The 18,292-nt window shown below is 59.3% G+C and carries 15 protein-coding genes and 2 pseudogenes; 8 read left to right on the top strand and 9 right to left on the bottom strand.

Going from position 1 to position 18,292, the window contains the following annotated elements; translation table 11 throughout:
- Positions 1-238, top strand: a pseudogene (locus K309_RS42615) (hypothetical protein); the annotation flags it as partial.
- Between the two features lie 839 nt (positions 239-1,077).
- Complete coding sequence (locus K309_RS39390; protein WP_051320692.1) at positions 1,078-1,575, top strand: hypothetical protein; 498 nt, start codon at positions 1,078-1,080, stop codon at positions 1,573-1,575.
- Positions 1,576-1,681: 106 nt separating this feature from the next.
- Here K309_RS39390 and K309_RS0130220 read toward each other — a convergent pair whose 3' ends face one another.
- Positions 1,682-1,996, bottom strand: a complete 315-nt coding sequence (locus K309_RS0130220; protein ID WP_029049817.1) for an H-NS histone family protein — start codon at positions 1,994-1,996, stop codon at positions 1,682-1,684.
- Positions 1,997-2,777: 781 nt separating this feature from the next.
- Here K309_RS0130220 and K309_RS0130215 point away from each other — a divergent pair.
- Entirely contained in the window at positions 2,778-5,168 is a 2,391-nt protein-coding gene (locus K309_RS0130215; protein ID WP_029049816.1) for a lanthionine synthetase LanC family protein, read from the top strand.
- Here K309_RS0130215 and K309_RS39385 read toward each other — a convergent pair.
- From K309_RS39385 to K309_RS0130175, 6 genes are all read right to left on the bottom strand, one after another.
- Positions 5,161-6,069 carry a 2OG-Fe(II) oxygenase gene (locus K309_RS39385; protein ID WP_051320691.1) on the bottom strand — a complete coding sequence of 303 codons (909 nt, stop codon included), beginning with the start codon at positions 6,067-6,069 and terminating at the stop codon, positions 5,161-5,163. The genes K309_RS0130215 and K309_RS39385 overlap by 8 nt on opposite strands.
- Entirely contained in the window at positions 6,066-7,250 is a 1,185-nt protein-coding gene (locus K309_RS42070; protein ID WP_156914494.1) for a hypothetical protein, read from the bottom strand. Before K309_RS42070 ends, K309_RS39385 begins: the two co-directional genes overlap by 4 nt.
- A gap of 28 nt (positions 7,251-7,278) precedes the next feature.
- The gene (locus K309_RS0130190) at positions 7,279-7,512 is read right to left on the bottom strand and encodes a hypothetical protein (RefSeq protein WP_029049813.1); all 234 of its coding nucleotides are present in this window, start codon (positions 7,510-7,512) and stop codon (positions 7,279-7,281) included.
- Positions 7,513-7,804: 292 nt separating this feature from the next.
- Positions 7,805-10,966: a lantibiotic dehydratase gene (locus K309_RS0130185; RefSeq protein ID WP_156914493.1), complete on the bottom strand. Its 3,162-nt coding sequence runs from the start codon at positions 10,964-10,966 to the stop codon at positions 7,805-7,807.
- Positions 10,967-10,971: 5 nt separating this feature from the next.
- Positions 10,972-11,889 carry a cupin-like domain-containing protein gene (locus K309_RS39380; protein ID WP_198030883.1) on the bottom strand — a complete coding sequence of 306 codons (918 nt, stop codon included), beginning with the start codon at positions 11,887-11,889 and terminating at the stop codon, positions 10,972-10,974.
- An 86-nt stretch (positions 11,890-11,975) separates the two neighbouring features.
- Positions 11,976-12,305: a hypothetical protein gene (locus tag K309_RS0130175; RefSeq protein WP_029049810.1), complete on the bottom strand. Its 330-nt coding sequence runs from the start codon at positions 12,303-12,305 to the stop codon at positions 11,976-11,978.
- 919 nt (positions 12,306-13,224) lie between these two features.
- On the opposite strand from K309_RS0130175, the gene K309_RS0130170 reads away from it, so the two are divergent.
- Genes K309_RS0130170 through K309_RS0130160 form a run of 3 tightly spaced genes read left to right on the top strand, consistent with a single transcriptional unit; the run spans position 13,225 to position 15,023 of the window.
- Positions 13,225-13,602 carry a hypothetical protein gene (locus K309_RS0130170; protein WP_029049809.1) on the top strand — a complete coding sequence of 126 codons (378 nt, stop codon included), beginning with the start codon at positions 13,225-13,227 and terminating at the stop codon, positions 13,600-13,602.
- A 12-nt stretch (positions 13,603-13,614) separates the two neighbouring features.
- The gene (locus K309_RS0130165) at positions 13,615-14,103 is read left to right on the top strand and encodes a hypothetical protein (protein WP_156914492.1); all 489 of its coding nucleotides are present in this window, start codon (positions 13,615-13,617) and stop codon (positions 14,101-14,103) included.
- Positions 14,100-15,023: a DUF6895 family protein gene (locus K309_RS0130160; protein WP_156914491.1), complete on the top strand. Its 924-nt coding sequence runs from the start codon at positions 14,100-14,102 to the stop codon at positions 15,021-15,023. Before K309_RS0130165 ends, K309_RS0130160 begins: the two co-directional genes overlap by 4 nt.
- A gap of 156 nt (positions 15,024-15,179) precedes the next feature.
- Here K309_RS0130160 and K309_RS0130155 read toward each other — a convergent pair whose 3' ends face one another.
- Positions 15,180-15,392, bottom strand: a complete 213-nt coding sequence (locus K309_RS0130155; protein ID WP_029049806.1) for a hypothetical protein — start codon at positions 15,390-15,392, stop codon at positions 15,180-15,182.
- A gap of 287 nt (positions 15,393-15,679) precedes the next feature.
- Between K309_RS0130155 and K309_RS0130150 the strand changes: the two genes are divergently transcribed.
- Both K309_RS0130150 and K309_RS39375 read left to right on the top strand, forming a co-directional pair.
- A complete protein-coding gene (locus tag K309_RS0130150; protein WP_029049805.1) occupies positions 15,680-17,104 on the top strand; it encodes a DUF2252 domain-containing protein in 1,425 nt (474 codons plus the stop codon).
- A gap of 237 nt (positions 17,105-17,341) precedes the next feature.
- Entirely contained in the window at positions 17,342-17,905 is a 564-nt protein-coding gene (locus K309_RS39375; protein ID WP_051320690.1) for a hypothetical protein, read from the top strand.
- Between the two features lie 67 nt (positions 17,906-17,972).
- Here the strand turns inward: K309_RS39375 and K309_RS42610 are convergent.
- Positions 17,973-18,292, bottom strand: a pseudogene (locus K309_RS42610) (IS4 family transposase); the annotation flags it as partial.

The raw sequence follows: 18,292 nt of genomic DNA, 5'->3' as shown, positions 1-18,292 counted from the left end.
CCTGCGCCTGCATGGCCTCATCGAGCGCGTGCCCAAGACCCACCGCTATCGGCTCACCAACCTGGGGCTGCAGACGGCACTCTTCTACACGCGCGTCTATTCCCGCATCTTACGGCCCGGCCTTGCATTGGTCAGCCCTCAGGCGCCTGCGGCCTCGCCAGCATCCTTGCAGCGCAGCTTCCGCACCGCCGAGCAGGCCGTCAACACATGGTGCGATCAGGTCAAAATCGCCGCGTAGAAAAACTTGACTCAATCACTACGCAATCAATTCAGTCAAGGAATCTAGCGCGAGACAAAATACGTGCCGGCCCTCCCCCTTGATTTTTGGGTGGCAAATCAACTTAAGCTACTTAAGGTGCGACATGAGAACTAAGAGATCGACGATAGAATGTGCGAATACGCTACTCATCGCCCTACAATCCGGTCGGGAAATAGGTCGTGCGCAAGTCGTGGGCATGGGCTTGCTAAGTGGCGACGAGTTTGCGAGAGCAAGAAAAAGTTTGCTTAAGGAGGGATTAATCTGCCTTAGCCCGTCAGCCGTAGGCGGGAGAAGAACGGAGGCTCGTTACACGGTGACAGGAAATACGATTAAATCCAGCGGCAATTCTTCGCTTCATTCGCGTCACGTGCCGGTACAACCGAACTTTGACAGGCTGTTGCGAGCCTGGAAGATTGATCTTCCTGCGGTGCCGGCGATGCTTCCAACTATGCAACGTCTTCGATTCACTAGGGAAGAGTCAGACTGAGTGCGCAGCGAGACGAGGGTCGCCCATGCAGTAGAGGCCGAGCATGTTCTGCCGCAGTTGCCCAGCCACATCGATTGAACGCTGAGGCTGCGGCAACTGCCACCGACTTTCGACATTTTTTTCTAAGCATGCACTGCACTGCACTGCACTGACTGCAGGCTTTCACGACGGCTTCATCGCGCCGCAAACGCTGCGCCGGGGCATTCCAGCGAGAGGTTTAACGAAGGATTGTCAACGAAGGGGAACAAGCATGCCTGCTAGCTGGTTCAGTAGGGCGATCGTACTGACATTCTCTGTAGCGACTCTGAGTTCGTTGAGTTCGCAGGAACTGATGCTTCCGGACCTTCCGGACATCCGGGAGTCGGCCGGAATTGTTTATGTTTCGGGCGGAATCGGGACGGACGAAGTCGCCCGCATGCGGGAACTGGCGCCAAGCTTTAACGTGAGAATTCGCTTTCAGGAGGAGGTGACTGGCGCATCGCTTTCAGACGTCAAAGTCGTTGTGCTCAACGAGAAGAGCGAGCGACTCTTGCGGCTCGAGACCGAAGGTCCGCTTCTTTACATGAAGATGCCACCAGGCCGATACCTCATGGCCATGGCCTACCAGCACACCGTCAAAAAGCGAATTATCACCGTCGGGCGCGCCGCTCGCAGCATGACTTTCGCGTTTCCAGAGAGCGAACAAACTACAGGCTTCAATCAGGCTCGCGACGGACTCGCGCGGCATCTAAAGCAGGCTGCCGTCATCAGTCGGCGAATCGCTTCCTTACAAGAGGGGGCACGCCAAGATGGAGAGACCGCGCCGCCCTCTCCGGAGCGGCGCGGGTAGCACGAAGCCAGACCCGGCCGACTCGCGGTGGCGCTGGGAAATCATGCCGCTGCCCACAACCAAACATGGATCGGCTGCGCTAGTCAGGGTGGCGCCGGAGCGCCAGTTATTCCTGCGGAATCAGAAACCGCGCGGGGCGCTTGCCCAGCCACGCCGGCGCGCGGCCACGCCCGGACCAGGACTTGCCGGTTTTAGGGTCATGGTACTTCGGCGGCAACGCAGTCTTTTCCGCTGGCCCGGTGGCTGCGTCGGCGGGGCGGCCGCGGCGACGCCGCGGCGCAATATCTTCGGGCGACAGGCCGTACTGTTGCATCAGCGCCCGAATCTGCTCGAGCACGCCCGCGACCTCAGTGGCGCGAGCTTGTTCGATTTGCGCTTCCAGCGCCTGCTTCTGGGCCAGCAGATCCTGATACGTTGCCATCGCTCCTCCAATTTATTTAGCCACTCTTGACTTATACGCAGATTAAAGTCGACCGGCAAGACTTTAATCCTCTCACTTTCCCGCCAGGTTTTTTTTGTCTTGGAATGGAAGACGGCAAAGCGTCTGGCGTGAGTTCCCGAGGGGAGTCGTCATGGCGATAGCGTCGTCGCCCCATGGGACCAGACACTTACCGCTAAGTGATGGCACGCAGAAATGGGTACGCCGGACTGCGCAGGCGCGATGTAGCGAGAATCTTCTTCTTCAAGTAGTGAACTTTCCGCGACCAGGCTGCTGCGTATCCAAGGGTGGGGGGCGAAGCCTCCCCTGAGTCGATTCGCAGATTATCCGTCGCTAGAAAGGTACGCTGAAAGAACGCGGGTGAAACTCTGGCATGCCACCATGCGCCATAAGCGCCCGTTATCGTGCCTTATCGCTTTCCCCCTTGTTGCTATCCGAGCGCCGCTCATTCAGGCACCCCGCTTGTCTGAGTGAACGGGTGGATGTTCTTGTCTCGCAGACGTGACCGAGCCTTCAAGCGGCGTGCTGCGGCCCCACGTGGCGGCAACTTACCTGCGGCAGACTTGAGCGCGATCTGGTGCCGCGGCGGCTAACCGCGCGGCCATCCGGCGGGTCGTGATGGACTGGCAACGAGCGGGATGGCTGTTCCTACAAAAAAATCATAGATGTCTTTGATGGCAGCCTAATATACGTGGGTAACGCGATCTATTTTTCTATGCGAGCCAGGACGAAATGCGGCAAGTTCTGGCTCCGATGCCAGGTAATGAACGCGACCATCAGACTCCTTCTCCCTGAGGATGTAGCGATAGCTCCAGTCGCTAATCTGCCCTCAGAGTTGGGGCGCCGTGTTTCCAATGAGTCTGGCGACTTCTATGTGACGCGTGCGCATACCCGCTCGGGATCAATCATCGTCGATGCACAGACTGCCGCGCTGTTGGCGCACTTCCGTTCGCCGTCGACGGTAGCGGATGCAATCCTGGCCTATTCTCATGCGAACGAACTGGATCCGATGCGCACGCTCGACGCCGCGTTCGCTATGCTGACCGAACTGGTCGCCGCAAGGGTGCTAGTACCGGCCGAGTCGATCCTGGCCCAGCCCATTGCGTCGTCATTGTCCGTGGGTGAATTTGTAGGAGACGTCGAGATTCTCGAGGCCATCCATCTTCTGGATGACACCGAGGTCTACCGTGGACGTTCCGCTGACGGAACCGCTGTTGCGCTCAAGATTGTGGGAGCCAACATCAGGCGGAATACCACCGCCACCATTCACCATGAAGCCAACGTCCTGTCATGCCTCGATGGGAAGGTTAGCCCTCGCCTGATGGCCGCCGGCCGAGTTGATGGAAGATCGTTCATTGTGATGACATGGGTTTCTGGGGTAGATTTGTACCGCGCTGCAGCGGAGGCGCGTGCATTACCTGAACCGGGACGCAGCGACACACTACTGAAGCTTGCCGAGCAGGTGCTTCGATCGTATGCGCATCTTCACTCGCAAGGCGCATTGCACGGTGATGTTCATCCCCGCAACATAATTGTTGACGACAGCGACAAGATTACTGTCCTCGATTTTGGCCTTGCGGTCATGCCGACTGCCGGCGCAGTGGGCTTGCACGGTGGTATCGATCTATTCCTGGCACCGGAAATCGCCGAAGCAAATCTTGCATCCGTAGAGAGACCGCTGCCATCACTCGCTTCGGAGCAATACTCGATTGGAGCATTGCTTTACTTCCTTCTTACCGGCGGCCACACGCATTCTTTTTCGCTAGAGGAAGATGCCATGCTGGGTCAGGTGATCAATGAGCCACCCCAACCGTTCTCTCATCACGGAGCCGACAGCTTCCTCTGCCTGGAAAGTTGCGTCAACCGTGCGTTGGAAAAAGACCCAGCAGATCGTTTCTCGTCCATAGAAGAAATGCTGCAATCGTTCCTGCAGGCTTCGGCGCGAAAACAGCTCGTAATCCCGCCATACGCTGTCAGCAACGACCCGTCGCAGATACTGCTGGACAATGTGCTCAACCGCTTCCGCGTACCCGGGCGCTTGTACCGCGACGGGTTAGAAGCACCGACAGGATCGATCACTTACGGCGCGGCAGGGATCGCCTATTTCTTGCTGAGAATCGCGCGTAGCAGAAACGACGAAACCTTACTTGCTGCCGCTGACCAGTGGCTGACCCGCGCGGCATCTGCAATATCGAGCAACGCTACCTTCTGGAATTCCGAGCGTGGCATTGTGCCGGAGGTCCTCGGGCAGAGCTCCTTGTTCCATCACGCCTGCGGCATTCATTGCGTGCAGGCCCTCATTGCCCATGCGCGTGGCGATGATGTCGCACAGCAGCACGCGCTGGAAGCTTACTTTGCCGCTAGCGAACTATGCGATCAGCTCGACGTTGCGTTTGGTCGGTCGGGATTGTTGATTGGTTGTGCCATGCTGTTGGACATAATGCCCCCACATCTCGAGTGCGATGCTTTGCTCGCATTGGGGCAGAGACTGCTGCATGGCATCTGGACACAATTGGATGCTCACCCGCCGTTGGAGAAAGTTTCGCAGGCGACGCTGGGCGCGGCTCATGGATGGTGTGGGTTCCTTTTTGCCACCATGCGATGGTGCGAGGCGTCTGGCACCGCGGTGCCGCCGCGCCTGGTCGAGCGACTGCAGGAACTTGCGGCTCTCGGACAACCTTCAGGCCGCAGCATGTTGTGGCCACGAAAGATCCCGCATACAGCCACTACCGGAATACTCTCAGCCAGTTGGTGTAATGGTGCCGCAGGGTACGTCCATCTTTGGACGACGGCATATGAACTGCTCGGCTCTGACTTCCAATTCGAGCGCCTTGCCCGCATGGCTGCATGGCATGCCTACGATGGACCGTCCGATGCCCCAGGGGACCTGTGCTGTGGATTGGCCGGACGGGCGTATGCGTTGTTGCGGCTCCATGGGTCTACTGGGGAGTCGGTGTGGCTGGCTCGCGCCCGGGTACTGGCGAAACGTGCCGCCGAGAGTCCTGGATTACCCCCGAATCGGCTGAATAGTCTTTTTCATGGCGACCTCGGCATTGCCCTGCTCGCCGCGGATCTAGCTGCACCTGAGTTCGCCTGCATGCCATTCTTTGAAGACGAGCATTGGCCGAAGCGGGCAGTATCGTTGACTATCTGAGAGGCCGCGGGCCAGTCAGCCAGATAACGAGCGTCCAGCGGACACCGCCGGTAATCATCGCTGCTCTATGCATGACGAAAGATGGAAACACGACGACATCGCCTATGTCGGCATGCAACTGGTTGTCGATCGCATCGCCATAGAATATCTCAGTTCCGCCACCCTCCATGTCTTTGTTTGCGCTGAGTTGCAGAACGATCGAGATCTTGCGAACGCTGGCATCCTTGGAGCCCAGATCCATATGCCAGTTGTATTGCTGCCCCGGTGTGTAACGAGTGAGCTGAGCCATCCCCATCTCTGGCGAGAGCTCGAATTGATATGCCTTGTTGAAGCGCTGTGCTGCCTCCCACAGCCGCGAAAAAATCCATTCAGTTCTTTCGCTTCTTGGGACCCAAAACAAGTGGCAGTCTCTGACGGGATCGCCGGACTGATAATCGATCCTGCTGGCGACCATGCTGTAGCCAGCGTGCAGGGAAACGATCGACCGGCACTCCTCCTCGCTGAACTGCCTTCTGTAGATTTCATAGTATCGATAGGTCTGCCATTCACTGTGAATGCGCGGAACAGGCTCCGTCAAATGCGCTTCAGCGGGCACCAGCATCATCGCGGCGACCAGATCCGCTAGCACGGCGAACGCATCGTCCAGCGTGCGCATCGGATCCAGTTCGTTCTTACGACAGAAGTTTGCGATTGCATCCACCACAGTCGTCGGCGAACGGAACTGTGCCAACAACGCCGCGGTGTCTGCATCGACAACAAAGGATTCTGCCCCGTCGGTAGGTCGCGTCACAATGAAGTCGTCGGGCTCATGTGCAATACCGCGACTCAGATCTGGAGGAAGGTTGGCGACCGGCGCCACGACCACATCCTCGGGGAGAAGAAGCGTTGTTGTCGCGTTCATGCCCTTTCCAATGCTGCCGGCCACATCCCGTCGGCCGGAATCCATGTGTCGGTATCGATCCCCGCGAGGCTCAGACGTTCGAGCGCATACTGCCAAGGCTCCATCGTGCTTAGCGCGGCGGTCCTGGCCGAAACAAGATACTCGGCGAGACGCCAGGTTACCCACATTCGCCAGCTTGTCGTTCGCTCGCCTTTGGTGGCGCCATGCGGCGGATCGGCGCCCCAAGAGAGGAGCCCATTCTCCGAAGCCGCGGCGCTAAACGGAACACCGTGCGCCGCGCAGCCGGAAAGGCGAGTGCGAAGGAGGTCGGCAAATCTATAGAGATCATCCAACTGAGCGAAATAAACCACGATCTTGTCCGGCCGGGAAATTCCCCAAAGTCCGACACCAACCTTGAAACCGGTGACTCCTTGCGTGCGAGCCAGTGCGCGGATTAGCGTCTCCAATGCTTCTGGCATGTCATCCACGACAGGACTCAAATAGAGCTTGAAGCTGGCTCTTTGCGCAGTCTCGCGGGGCGGCTCGGATTTCGAAAGCCACTGCCACCAGAATTCCAGAGCACCATGTGAGACCGATACATGCGTCCAATGACGATGGAGCGAGCGAGCCAAGATGCCTTCCTCAGCAATTCCCAGGAAACGGGCTACCGCTGCAGGATCGTTGAGCCGCCTTTGAAGCTTGGGGGACACCGGCTTCCGGCCATAGGAGTACAGGCGACGCCCAAGTTCGGTTTGGGGAAGGCAGCTCAACTCCTGTCCATACCGAAGTGCAGACACCGCCAGATCAAAGTTGCAACTCCGGCTCGAGTGGCTACGCAGCGTTCCAAACAGTTCCGCCACCTGCGGACCACACGTGAACTCATTGCTGAGCAATATCTGCAGAACACCATCCACCAAAAGCCTCTTTATGGTGGGCTCAAGGTCGTGACCGAGGCGGCGTAGCGCATAGCGTGGTAACGGACCCGCTTCGAGAAGCGCTGTGAATAGCAAAGCCGTTTCACATGATACAGCGCGCCAGCCTTGCGCGCTGCCACCTTGCGGAACGAGAGCGCCATACAGGTCTTCGGAGCAGTCGGCTTCATGAAGTTGGCGTCGATCTGGCTCGCTGAGCCGATCTACCAGCACCAACTTGTAGTCTGGATTCGCTCGGAATATGGAATTTTCATGTAGGCAGCATTCCATATGTCTCCGCTTCCGCCAATCCGCGCCCTTAGTTGTTCTTGCCCTTTTTCTTCAGTTCCTTTTCGACGCGCTCAACGTCTGCCAATTTTGACTGAACCCGCTTCTTCGCCAACGTAGTAGCGTCATCGGCGAGCTTGAGCAGCTTCATCTTCAGTTCAAGCTCTTCCTTGAACAACGGAAGATCCTCCGGAGACAAAAACGCCTGCTCAGTCGGGTTGACGACCTCATCCCATGGATTAAGTCCGAAGAAATTGCTGGGCACCCCACAGGGCGGAGCGCCTTGAGGACGAATCGGGGGAGGCGGCGGGCAGACAGCAGATTGCGGTGAGTCGCTGCACCCGGCATCACAGCCCGCGGCGATATCTAGCGGGTCGCCGGGGTTCAGAATCGATCCGGAGTTTCCACAGGGAATTTGTATTCTTACGCGCTTCGCTCTAAAAGCCATGTGTGCCACCCGCCTGGTTAACTAGCAAGGTGCGATTTTCCGCCTTTAAAAGCTTATCAGACGAGCTTACTTTTTCAAGGCGATTCAGCTCGGCCGGAGGCGTGACGCATCAGTTGTCGCCGGCCTGGCATTTCGAGGATTGCCGCCGCGCCATCTCGCTCGCATAGTGTCGTGCGAGCAGGTCATACAGGACCAACTCAAAGGAGTTCGCACAATCCCGAAAAATCCGGTTTGCCCACATGTGCAGATAGCTCTGGACAAGCGCTGCACGACTACATCCAAGCAGCCCATCAGCCTCCAGCGCAACTAGTCTATTGATTGTGGGTGCGATGCTCGCGGAGCGGGTCCGGATAGCGAGATCGGCTTCGCAGTGGTCACGAGTTTTCGTGGAAAGCAAGCTTTCCACCACACCCCTAAGTTCGCGGTATTTTGCTGCCAGAGCGAACAATGCCTGTTGATGCGCGCGGCCTTTCAGAAGGAGACTTCGGCAGGTGGCCATGACCCGTCGGCGCTCATCCATGTCCAGACCAAAGTCATCGAGCAAGGTGTGCATGCCGAGCAAGGCGGCACGCCATCTCGATTCATTGTCTACGCGATGCCGGGTAATAATCGAAATCGCAGCCACGCTGTCACTTTCAAAGATTGCATGCGCGAGCTCCATTGCTTGAAAACCACCGTAGCGCGCAACCTCGGGCACGTATGTGTCTACGGTGTATCTGTAAAGGCTGTTGCGCCATGGCGCCAATGCAGAGAACACCCGTGGCACCACCTGCTGCCATAGCAGCGATGCCTCGCCATGCAGCCGCCATCGCAAATGGCAGTCAGGATCAGCATAGCGTATGAAGAACCAGGTATCGATCACCCCTTCTGCCCGCAACGCAGCGGCCAAAGGTCCCACGAACTCGGTCAGGAATCGGTCTAGCGTAGCCGGGCCCGCGTATAGACGAAGATAGAGCCAGTCTTCCCCCGGCCGGCTGTCTTGGCCGGACGGCATGGCGCGGGCTGCCCGCAATGTTTCGCGGACACGGCGCGCGCGAACCAATGGCACGACGAGTTCATGGTGAAAGCTGCCTTCCTCGCCGGTCGCCAACAGCTGGTCGGGCAACGGGAAGACTTCGCTTACGGCAACCGAGGTGCGCCGCCTGGCGGTGGCCAGGAAGCTGTCTACTGACAAGGCATTGTCGAAGTCAACTAACAGCGTCTTGTCGTTTTCCAGAAACCACACCAAGCGAGGCAGCCGATGCGCTGCCCGTAGGGCCTCGATAGCTGTCATCCTGTCGTGCTCGGAAAGCAAGTGGATCGCCGCCAGTTCCTTGCCACTGAACTGCCAGCGTGCAAGCGACAATACGAACCGACCGAACACCAGCCGCGGCAGAAAAGGGGCGCTGGACAATGCTCCCCAAGAGAATTTGGACTCGGCGGCGTGCCCGCCAGCTGCCAGGCTGGCGAGGAAGCGATACAGCAAGGGACCTCCGCGCTGGTGGGCGTGTGCGCATCCCAAATGTGGCACGACGCGGCGCTCCATGGCGGCAGAGCGTAGAACCACCTTGCCTTCGCGCACGGACACAAGCAGGTCACTGACGGCGATTTGTTGCGAACGCGATGCCCCGGATGACGCATGTAGCGATATTTCATAGGCGCGCAGTATTGGCCGACAGACCACATTGGCAGCCTTGCCTGGCGGCAAATAGGCGATTTCCGCATGAATCGCATCCGGGTCGCAGGCCTCCTCCAGCCGAAGGGCACCACGCACCAGCGTAGTGAGTTTCCGTGACGCATGGCAAAAGCGGCCCAGCAGGGTGGCGCTCGAGCCACCAATTACCTTCTGAAGGTAGATCTGGTAGTCGCGCCGCCGGGCCGTCGCTGGTGCATCTGACGCGGCAATCGAGACGATTGCCGCGCAGCCATGCGGTGCGACCCACGGCTTATCCCCGACAAGCGCCTCAATATCAGCGTGGTCAAGCTCAACCTGTGTCGATTGATGCATGAGCGCCTGCGCGAGAAGCTGCAACAAATGTTGATCGCGGCCGTGCCAGACGCGCTTGGGGGGCTCGCGAGTGGATGGCAACCCTTCCAGCAAGGATGAGGGACTTGCGCCAATGTATGATTCCGCTTCGAAGCCGATGCCGTCTTCTTCGTCCAACGCCTGCAATAGCGGCACTTCGCGCTGGCCGAAACGGCTCTCAAAGCGCCGCGCGAATTCGTCCAGCACATCTGGCTCGCGCTGCGCTGCCAGCTTGCAAAGTAGCTCTGCCCCGCTGGCTATCTCGTTGGCCATGTGCTGGCTTAACGAGAGCGACGCGGCAGGCTTCTCCAGATCGACATAGAACTTGTGTCCGGAGCAATCGCTTTCGGCAAGTGCTTGCAGCAGAGCCTTCGACTCGGCTTCGGGGTACTCGCCGGGGCAGGCTGTCTGGTCTGACGCAGCGAATATTGTGCTCAGGATAGAGGGGGACGAATGACTGGCGGCCAAATCGCGCAACCATGCCCCAGTCGCCCTGCCCGGCTCGGGGCCGGTGGCAAAAGGAGGCAGCACTGGGCGAAGCAGACCTGCCTCGATCAGTTCATCTAGGAAGGCGAGCGCGTCGCTTTCGTCAAGATCGGGCAATGCCACCGTCAACTGCTCGACGATCGCGTTCAAAGTAGCGTCCTCCTCCCCTGCAGCTGCCGCCAGCACCCATCGTAAGTAGTGACTGTCCTTTACTTCCACCAAGTGATAGGTCGGGTGCGGGTCGCCGAGGCGCATCTCGTGGTAGCGTAAACGGTCGCCGGCCTGGTATAGAGTCTGCTCTGCGCGATAGTGCAGGTGGCGCCGAATGCAAGCGTCCCTTGCCAATGATCGTGCCACTTCTTGCAGGTAACCGGCGTCTAGCCGGATATGGCGACGATGATCAGCCAGGGGCGCGACTGCGAGGCGGGTGACGTCACCGATCGGACCAGAGGCCCAGCCGGCGAACAGGCCGAACGGCGTCGCGCGGCTGGCCAAACGCTGCAGATAGCGCACAGCCACCCTCTCGACTGCGAGAGCATCCTTGTTCTCGCAGCCGTTCAACCAGGCGGCCATGCGTCGAGAAAATCCAGGGGAAGCCAGCTCAATTGCCTCACGCACTTGTGGGCGCGCGACAATCTCGCGTAAGCGCGCTCGCAACAGCGCAGCCCCAGCCGGCCCGGACAGATCTGCACACCAATCCAGCAACACCTCCCACGGCAGCGCAGGCGAGCGCATCAGGAAAAATCCCGTGTCCGCCAACTCTTTCTTTATTCGTGCCATCGTCACTACTCTTCGCCCCTGCCGGTCAAAGTACGCTGTTCCTCATTAGGAGCCAGGCGACGCCGGTTGGCGAAAGCCTGCCACAGGCTACCCCAGCCTCGACGCACCAGTTGGCCCCAGAGCTGCGGTGTTGCCAGCCCTTGGGGGAACGGTCGTGGCCAGAAGAAATTGACATTGATGGCCCACGGCGAGGCCACCGTCACCTGGTGATACCAGCCAACTGGGATATAAAGAGATTCCCCGGCTTGCAGAGTGCATTGCCACCCGACCGCCCGGCGCGCCAGCGGAAACCGCTCGAAATCTGGCAGGTTGGGATCGAAGCGGCAATGGGTCATGCGCGGCATGGGGTATAGCCAACGTGCTTGCGACGGCGCAAACATAATGAAGGTCTTGTTGCCAAATACCTGCACATTGCAGTTCGGCTTGATATCTGCGTGCAGACCGGACGAGGTTCCCAGTACGCCGCACCAGAATATAGTGTCTATCGGGGGCGGATCAAACCAGGGTGGAACGGCGGTGTCGGCAAGCAGCAGTGGCGACAAGGCGCCCAGGCTCACGTCAAGGTAATAGCTACTTTCGAACCCGCAAGCTCCGATGGCCCGGATCAGCTGCGCCGTGTCCGCGCCGGCGGCCGCGATGGCGAGGATATCTTCCGAGCCGGCGATTTCCAGAACCCAGTCCAGATAGTCGGAAAAAAGGATCTTGCCCCCCGCCAGCATGTTCTGGTAGATGTTCCGCGGCGCCCCGCTTACCTCGCGCACGGCAACCTTGCGCGCCCCAACGGCGGTCTTCAGGTATGCAGGCTGCCACCGATGCAATGCCGGCCAGGCGTCCACGTTGCCTGTCACGACACAAGGCGCCCGCACCAAGCGCGCAGGCCTGAAGCTGCAAGCGGCAATGCGAGGAACAGGATTGAGTTCCATGGCTCTCATCGCCGGTCACGCCATTAAGCCGCGATGACTTAGCTCCCGTGCGCTCAGATGCCGACACAGTAATGCGGGTCCTCCAACTATGATTTGGCGGGATTAATCACGTCAGCGCCCGGGTCCGGCAGTCCGGGGCAAGTCCACAGACTCTCGCTTCGAGGGGCCAGCAGCCGTTCCCAGACATTGAGATTGCGAATGGTTTCGCGCTCCAGCGTCAACTTCCTTTTCTTGGCTTGGTCAGGCTGCCCGCCGTCGGGATCCGGTCCCTTCTGCGCGCCCAGGGATTTCTCCGCCAACGACAGGATTCCCAACAGAACCGTCGCCTCCTTGTCGTCGAGCTTGGCACCGAATTCGTTGAGCTTCTCCGCAAGGCCGTTCACATCGACCTGGGTCACTTCTACATATTGGGACATACTGCCTCCCCAGTCGGACAGCGAAACTTCAGGTAGCACCGCCTCCTGCGCATATCAGGAAGAGGGCGAATGGCACGACATGACTTAAAGATCGCATTACAAATTGAATCCCACGATTTAAGTGTAGGGATTGAAAATAAAAATAGATGTCCAGTGATTGGATAGGTAGTAGTATCTTGCCGCCGGCATTCAGATATTTTAAAACCTGAATTTAGTTGTGTTGAATGTGTAACAAATTTGAATCGCTCTGATCAGCGTATGTACTCATGTGGCCGAGGTTTCTCGTTCGCCGGAAGACTGTCAGCGCTCGACTCATGAGCCTTCAATTCAAACTGCCTCTGCGTACGCCTGTGCCGCCGCTATCCGATCTAACCCGCGACCGTCCTCACTGCGCTGTTTTTTAATCTCATATGCACAAAAATTAATGCCAGCCGGAATTCGCTTCACCTAACCTGAATCCACAAACAAGAACCAGGAGTCCCTCAGGGAGGGCGTCTTATGGATACGCACGAAAGGTCCGACCTCCGGCGACGAGTTGCAACGGTCTTGCGGGGGGATGCGCTGTTCAGCACAATGTCGACCGACTTTCCGCTGCGCCAACGGTTCATCAGCAACGCGGCACAGGCCCTGTCCGACGTGACCGATCCGTTCAGCCGCAGGCCCTTCATAAACAGCGGCACCTCCTCCGGTATACCCGTCCCGTCGCGGCTTCCGTCGAAGAAATGTCGGGCTTCGCCATCGCCTGCGTGATGTCACGCTCGAAGCGCTGCCCGGCTACGCGATCCGACCGGAGGAAAACGGCAGGCTGTGGTCCTAGCCCCTCGGCTTGGCGTTCGGCCACGTTTCGGCGCACGGCAGCGCATGGCCGTAAGCAAGGCGACTCTGCCCGCATCACTCGCACTTTCGAAAGGAGCCTTCCATGGACGCCAATACTCTCACTTCCCACTTGCACACCCGCACCACCCATGTGGTTACGCTAGGCGGCGCTGGAGCCGCCATGCTGACCTTTGACCTGGCATCGGTCAGCATGACCCCCGAGCAGGAAGTGGTCGTTCGCAAGCTGTTCAGCCAGCGCCCGGCCCTGGTCGCAACCGAAGGCCCGCACTCTGCCCGCGACGAAACCAACAAACCAGGCCCGGCAAGCCAATACCTCACCCCAGCCGAATTTGAGAGCATCCGGAAACTTGGCGTTCGACTGGGCACCCAGGGCGTACTGGCGGCAACCGCCTGCGACTTTTGTCTGCACTGCGTCAAGCTGGAGGCGCTGCCTTCAGCGGGACCGCTACAGAACGGATGAAACGGGATGCCGATGCCACGTTCCGACGAGGCTATCGACCTTGCCACCCAGGCCGCAGCCGATAGCCTGATCCTTGGTGGCGCCAACAGACATGAGACCGCGGCCTTCCTCGCCGGCATGCCGCCGGGCCGTAGCGCCGATGCGATTGCAGCGCTGCTTAGCCCCTGGGGCGACGCACCGCGCCGCTTCGCCGCGGACTCGTCGCTGATCCTCGGCAGTTGGCTGTCGGCTCGCCTATCGGCGCGAGGTTACACGCCTGCTTCCGAGCCGCGCGCGGCCATGTATGCGCTGGCAGACGCAGCCAGGATGCTCGCCCTGGTGGAATTGCTGCGCTGGCAGACCGTGGTGTCGGCTATGCCCATGCCGCCCCATCTCGAAAGCGTGCGTGACAGGCTCCTTTCCCAGAGCGGCACAATGTTGCGAACGCTCGCTCGGCTTTCGGACACCAACGGCCTGCGACATGAACACCGCGTGCTGAAATGTCTGAGGGACAAGCCTTGACCCCGCTGCCGTGCCCAGGAACCGCCGCGCTTGCCCGGCGCGGCCTCTTGTTGGGTATGGCCTGGCTCAACGAGAACCTTCAGCATTTCGCGGTGCGCACAGTCACCAGCCAGCGGTTTGACAAACACGACGTGGCACAGTTGAAGCCGCTCTCTGAGCTTGCGCTGACAGTCTGGATGCTGAAGCGATGTGGTCTTGGGCTTCCCCTCCTCGATGCGACCGCCGGCTGGATCTGGCAACAGTGCGAACATGGCCGCAAGCTGGTGGCACTGCTGCTGGCACGACACGATTTCCTGCCCTGTTGCGCACTCTATGCGCCGCTGCGCCAGCTCGATTTCCGAAACCCGGCACTAGACCGTGTGCTAGGCTTGCTTTCGCGCGCGGACATCGCGGCAGCGCTTCCGCTGCAACCTTGGTCACGCCTGGCGATGCGCTATAACTTATGGCAGCTTGGCCTGACGGAATGGCCAAGCCACGAGGCTGGGCTCTATATAGCGGCACGGCCCGAACCGTGGGTGGTCTCCGGGGAGGTGGCCTACGCGATTACGCATGAGGTGTTCTACCTAACTGACTTTGGGGCGCGCGCGCTGGAAGACGCCCGTGTGACGGATTACCTGCGCGCCTGGCTGCCATACTGGACACGTGCCTTTGTGGACGCCAATGATAACGACCTCGCGGCGGAACTGGCCATGGTTGCTGCCTGCCTACAAGCCAGCCATGATCACGCGAGTACCCAGGGGCTGCATAGCGCGCTTGCTAGCCAGCGCGAGGATGGAGCCGTGCCGGGACCTGACGGCGCAGGCAGCTTCCTTTTCGCTGCGGGCGACACAGCTGCACGCCGGGATTTCCTAGGCTGCTATCACACTACCCTGGTTACCCTGATGGCGGCAGCCATGACATTGCGGAATGCCGCAATCTGAGCGCTCCGATCGGGAGTCGGTGACGAAGGAACTGCGTACACAAACAAAAGACCTCTACCGGGTGTTACGTATAAACTGGGCAGTGTTCAACGGCTGGCGCTTCCGGGAATCGAGGCAAAATCAATCAGGCGCAACTGCCTGCGGATTCGACGATTTTTAACTGACCTCGGTCCTGGAACGACACTTGTTGCTGCAACTTGGCGACCGCATCACGATCAGATAGCGAATTGAACCGGGATCCGCATGGCCGATCGTGAACAATCCGACCAGCGTTGCGTGAAACTGCTGCGCCAGCGCGATGGCGATGTGCAGCCGCTGGTGCGTGCGGCGGCTGGCATCCAGATGAACTGGGAGGGTGGCATAGTCCATGCGCAGTCTCCTGTTGCACGGTGTGCTGCAATGTAGGTCGCATTGCATCCGGGCAGTTGTCGCACGTCAAGACTTGCGATGATGGTTCACCAAGGCCAAGTCACCCCTCCGGCTTGATGCGTGTCAACTCCTGTTGCGTCGCGGCCCCTAGCCTTCCAGATATCAGCCTCCGCAACAAGCAGAGCGACCATGACTTCGTTTCCGCGATCCGCTCGCCTTGGCGCGGATCGCGGCACAGCCTGCTGGTGCCGCATCCGGCGGCGCCGACTCGATAGAAGGAATACGTCATGAACAAACCGGAAAGGGTCAGCCACCCAGCCGCAACGCCCCAGGTACGCACCGGATACCTGACTGCCGATGAGCGCGCCGCGACAGGACGCGCGTTGCGCGAATCCGTCCCTCGCGGCTCGCAATCCGGCTGGCAACCGCCGGAAGATCGCCGCGACCCCGTCGAACTGCTGAATGAATCCAACGCCGGGCGGATCCTGGACCTAGTCCCGATCCGATACGGTCGGATGGCGGCATCCCCGTTTGCGTTCTACCGCGGATCGGCCTCGCTCATGGCGGCCGATCTTGCCACCACGCCGTCCAGCGGCATCCGCGTGCAGGCATGTGGAGACGCTCACCTGATGAACTTCGGAGGGTTCGCTACGCCCGAACGTAACATCATTTTCGACATCAACGACCTGGACGAGACATTGCCGGCCCCGTTCGAGTGGGACCTCAAGCGTCTGGCGGCCAGTCTGGCGATCGCGGCCGAGCATCTCGCGCTGCCAAAGAGCGATGCCGCTCGCGTAGTGACCGATGTAGTGCGCGAGTACCGCGAACGCATGTTCAACTATGGGTGGATGCGCACCCTTGACGTCTGGTACGACCGGATCGACCTGCAGAGGTATGAAGACCGCAGCGGCGATCCCGAAATCGTCGCTGCGGCACGCAAGCGCCTGGCGCAGAGAATCGAGGCGGAACGGCGCAAGACTGTTCCCGATCACCTCTATCCCAGGCTGGTATCCGAAGAGGGCGAAAGGCCGAGAATCAAGGATGAGCCTCCGTTCATCTTTCATCCCACCAAGGAACTGGCTCCCGGCCTGGCGTCGGACTATGCGCAAGCCATCGCTTCCTACCGCGACAGCCTTCCCGAGCACGTCCGTGTGCTGTTCGACCGCTTCCATTTTTTCGACATGGCTATCAAGGTCGTTGGCGTCGGCAGCGTCGGGACAATGTGTGGCGTGGGCTTGTTTCTCGCCGCGGACAACGATCCCTTGTTCCTGCAGGTAAAGGAAGCGCGTGCTTCCGTGCTGGAACCCTACGCGGGAAAGAGCCTGCATGCCAACCATGGCGAGCGCGTCATCGCGGGCCAGCGTCTCATGCAGGCGGCGAGCGATGTCTTCCTGGGCTGGACGCGCGGAGAAAGCGGACGCGACTTCTATGTACGACAGTTGCGCGACATGAAGCTCTCCCCGGTGATTGAGGACTGGGATACGGGCATGCTCCGGCAATATGGCCGCATGTGCGCACATGCCCTTGCTCGCGCGCATGCGCGCTCTGGCGACGCCGCCATGATCGCTGGCTACATGGGCTCCGGCCAGACCTTCGATGATGCGATCTGCGAGTTCGCCACGGAGTACTGTTCACAGAACCGCAGCGATTTCCGCGCGTTCGTCGCAGCGATTCGCGAAGGACGGATCAAGGCGACCCTGGATGCGGATTGAATTGCAAGCCGGACGGCGAAGATAGCCGTCATAAAGGGACGCGACCCAGGTCTTCCAGGATATTGCGAGCCGCGTTCGGCGTGTTGCCAAGCGCAGCCGCGACTGTTCCATAACGCGACAGCATGTACGTGGATTCAAGTCTTGCGAAGGATCAATGGGCCAATTCGAATGCGACCTACTGTTCAAAGTAGCGGCTTCATTTTTTGCGCGCCTTGTCGCCAAAGCAGGAGAAGTACGATGACTGTGACACTGAAAGCTGTAGGGGAGAAGGGCTCCGAGGCTCCCTGTCATTATCAATCACTTGCCATGCGCGTCATCAAGGTTATGCGCACCGCCTCCGTTGCGTGGCTACTGGGCGTTGTCCCGCTTCTCTACGCGGAGACTCTCGCAGCGCATCCGAAACCGCCAGAAATCCACCAATCCTCTGGCGTCCGGTATGTCTCGGGCGGGATCGGGCGCGAAGCCATGCAGCAAATGCAGGCGATAGCCGACCAATTCAATGTCCGACTCATGTTCCAAGATCCTTCAGAAGGCACCCCGATTTCTGGCGTCACGCTGATCCTCGTCAACGAAAAGGGAAAACGCCTGCTACGGTTGGTGACCGATGGCCCCTTGGTCTACCTCAAATTGCCTCATGGCCGCTATTATCTGACCGTAATTTATCAAGACGCGGATCACCAGCAGTGGATTACGGCTGAAGCCGAGCCGATGGACCTGACATTTCTTTTTAACCTGATTTATCTAGAAAAAAGCTGGCTGCATGCACGGACTCGCACGCCACAGTTCGCGACTCCCACATGAGAAGGGCCATAATGGCGAGAGGCGCCCGCCCTCCAATCCACCCAAGATAAGCACCAACAAATAGGCATCAAAAAGCCTTGTAAGTAGCATGTCGATGAGGTTTGTGGCGAGTCGGACGTGGCTTAGCGCGATCTGGTCGCACGCGATGGGTACGTGTTGCGATCAAGGCCAAGGTCTCATGCAGAGCGGCCTTGGCCCAGCGCAAGCCGAGCAGCGCCGCTGACAGGACAGGTTTGAGAGCGGTGATGGCGAAGGTTCGGTTGATGCGATGATCCGAATTAATTTCATGTTCCTGCGCGGCGCTGAGGCAGCATACGGCGTGCAGGTTGTCGCTGAGGATTTTGGCGCCGAAGTCCTGCCTAGCGGCCAACTGTGAGAGGCCGGACA

Source organism: Cupriavidus phytohabitans, assembly GCF_000426345.1.
Lineage (GTDB): Bacteria > Pseudomonadota > Gammaproteobacteria > Burkholderiales > Burkholderiaceae > Cupriavidus.
This window is presented reverse-complemented; position numbering and strand designations above follow the sequence as displayed.